The organism is Streptomyces nanshensis (assembly GCF_001751255.1).
GTDB lineage: Bacteria > Actinomycetota > Actinomycetes > Streptomycetales > Streptomycetaceae > Streptomyces > Streptomyces nanshensis_A.
In genome coordinates, this window is sequence record NZ_LJGW01000175.1 from 1 (window position 1) to 3,019 (window position 3,019).

Sequence of the window (3,019 nt, forward strand, 5' to 3'; positions counted from 1 at the left end):
CTCCCGGCCAGGCCCCCGGCCAGCCGGGCCAGCCGGGCCAGCCGGGCCAGCCCGGTCAGGCAGGCCGGGCACAGCAACAGGCCGCCGGCGACGCCGGGTTCGACGCCTTCGGCGCGGGCGGGAGCCGGCCGTGACCGTCTTCAAGGCATCGCTGCGCAACTTCTTCGCGCACAAGGGACGGATGGGGCTCAGTGCCGTCGCCGTAGTGCTGTCGGTGGCGTTCGTNGCGTTCGTCTGCGGCACGCTCGTCTTCACCGACACCATGAACACCACGTTCGACCGGCTCTTCGCGACGACGTCCCCGGACGTCACCGTCAGCCCGAAGAAGACCGCGGACGACGGCTCCGACCAGCGCACGGCCGCCCGGCCGCGTACGCTCCCGGCCTCCGCGCTCGGCACGGCCCGCGCCGCCGACGGCGCACGCTCCGCGGAGGGCGTGGTCTCCAGCGAGCGCGTCACCGTTGTCGACGGCGACGACAAGAACATCGGCTCCACCACCGGAGCCCCCACCATCGCCGCCAACTGGACGTCGGGCGACCGCAGGACGATGAAGATCACCTCGGGTCACGCGCCGCGCGGCGCCTCCGAGGTGATGGTCGACGCGGACACCGCGAAGAAGCGCCATCTGCGCATCGGCGACGAGCTGCGCACCATCGCCGCCGACGGCGACTTCACCGCCCGCGTCTCCGGCATCGCCACGTTCCAGGTCACCAACCCCGGTGCGGCGATCGTCTACTTCGACACCCCCACCGCGCAGCGGCAGCTCCTGGGGAGGACCGGCGCGTACACGGGCATCGCCGTGACCGCGGAGCAGGGCGTCACGCACGCGCTGCTGAAGAAGAACGTCTCCGCGTCCCTGGGCGCCGGAAAGTACACCTACCAGACGCAGAAGGAGGCCGCGGACTCCAACCGGGAGGAGATCGGCTCCTTCCTCGACGTGATGAAGTACGCGCTGCTCGGCTTCGCCGGCATCGCCCTGCTCGTCGGGATCTTCCTCATCGTCAACACCTTCTCGATGCTGGTGGCCCAGCGCACCCGCGAGATCGGGCTGATGCGCGCCATCGGGTCCAGCCGCCGCCAGGTCAACAGGTCCGTGCTGATCGAGGCGTTGCTGCTGGGCGTCGTCGGCTCGGTGCTGGGCGTGGGCGCCGGAGTGGGCCTGGCCGTCGGGCTGATGAAGCTCATGGGGCAGCTCGGCATGAACCTCAGCACCTCCGAGCTGACGGTGGCCTGGACGACGCCCGTGACGGGGCTCGTGCTGGGCGTCCTCGTCACGCTGCTCGCGGCCTATCTGCCGGCCCGGCGGGCCGGGCGGGTCTCCCCGATGGCGGCGCTGCGCGACGCGGGCACCCCCGCGGATGTGAAGACGGGCGCCGTACGGGCCGTCCTCGGCGTGCTGCTCACCGGCGGCGGCGCCGCCGCGCTGTACGAGGCGTCCAAGTCCGCGAAGGCGGCGGAGGGTTCGGTGTATCTGGGCGCCGGCGTCGTCCTCACGCTGGTCGGCTTCGTCGTCGTCGGGCCGGTGCTCGCCGGAGCACTCGTACGGGTGCTCTCCCTCGTCACGCTGCGGCCCTTCGGCGGCCGCGTCGGGCGCCTCGCGGAGCGCAACGCGCTGCGCAATCCGCGCCGTACGGGCGCCACCGCGGCGGCGCTGATGATCGGGCTGGCGCTCGTGGCGTCGCTGTCGGTCGTCGGCTCCTCGATGGTGGCCTCGGCGACGCAGGAGCTGGACCGTTCCGTCGGCGCGGACTTCATCGTCCAGTCCGGCAACGGCCAGCCGGTCACGCCCGGCGTGGAGCGCAAGCTCAGGGACTCCGCGTCGCTGAAGACCGTCACCTCGTACAAGATCGTGCCCGCCCGCGTCACCACACCGGACGGGAAGACGGCCCGCGAGCAGTTCTCCGCGACCGACCCCTCGTACATGAAGGACCTGCGCCGCGAGGTGAAGTCCGGCGACCTGGCCGCCGCCTACGACCGCGACGCGATGTCCGTCGGCGCGGACTTCGCGAAGAAGCACGGCGTCGGTCCCGGCGACAGCCTGACGGTCGCCTTCGCCGGCGGTGAGAGCGCGAAGCTCACGGTCGCCGCCGTCACGAAGGAGGAGACCAGCGTCGACAAGGGCGCGATGTACACGGACATCGCCACCGTGCGCCGCCATGTGCCCGCCGCGCAGATGCCGCCGACGGTCATGATGTTCGGCTCCGCGGAGGACGGCCGTGAGGACGCCGCGTACGCCGCGCTGAAGAAGGAGCTGAAGCCCTACCCGCAGTATCAGGTGCACGACCAGGCCGACTTCAAGCAGACCCTTCAGGACCAGGTCGGGCAGATGCTCAACATGGTCTACGGGCTGCTGGCGCTGGCGATCATCGTCGCCGTCCTGGGAGTGGTGAACACCCTCGCCCTGTCCGTCGTGGAGCGGACCCGGGAGATCGGGCTGATGCGCGCCATCGGCCTCGCGCGGCGCCAGTTGCGCCGCATGATCCGCCTCGAATCGGTCGTCATCGCGCTCTTCGGCGCGCTCCTCGGCCTGGGTCTGGGCATGTGCTGGGGCGCGGCGGCGCAGAAGCTGCTGGCGCTGGAGGGCCTGAACGTGCTGGAGATCCCGTGGCCGACGATCGGCGCGGTCTTCGCGGGCTCCGCCCTGGTCGGCCTGGTGGCCGCGCTCGTACCGGCGTTCCGCGCCGGCCGGATGAACGTGCTGAACGCGATCGCCACCGAGTAGCCCGCGCTCGCCGCCGAGCGGTACGCGGCGCCCGCACCCCGCGGGCGGCAGGCCGGACCCCGGGGCCGGACGGCGTCTCCAGCCGTCCGGCCCCGCGCTGTGCTGCGGCGTTCCCCGTACCGGAAGGGGGCACCGCCGGACCGCCGTAGGCTTGGCATCCCCGGAACGTCCGCCCCGCGCCGTTGCGGGGCGTTCGTGTTGCCCACCCCCGGACGGGAAGCCACCCACAGATGAGTCTCACCGGACTGCTCGACGCCGTCGCGCGTGACGCCGCGCTGAACGAGGCCGTCGAGGCCG

The 3,019-nt window shown here is 72.3% G+C and carries 1 protein-coding gene; it reads left to right on the top strand.

Annotated elements, in window-relative coordinates:
- Positions 1-130 precede the first annotated feature (130 nt).
- Positions 131-2,722 (top strand): ABC transporter permease, encoded by a 2,592-nt coding sequence (locus tag AN218_RS10820; RefSeq protein ID WP_070016575.1) that lies wholly within the window; start codon positions 131-133, stop codon positions 2,720-2,722.
- Positions 2,723-3,019: the final 297 nt, after the last annotated feature.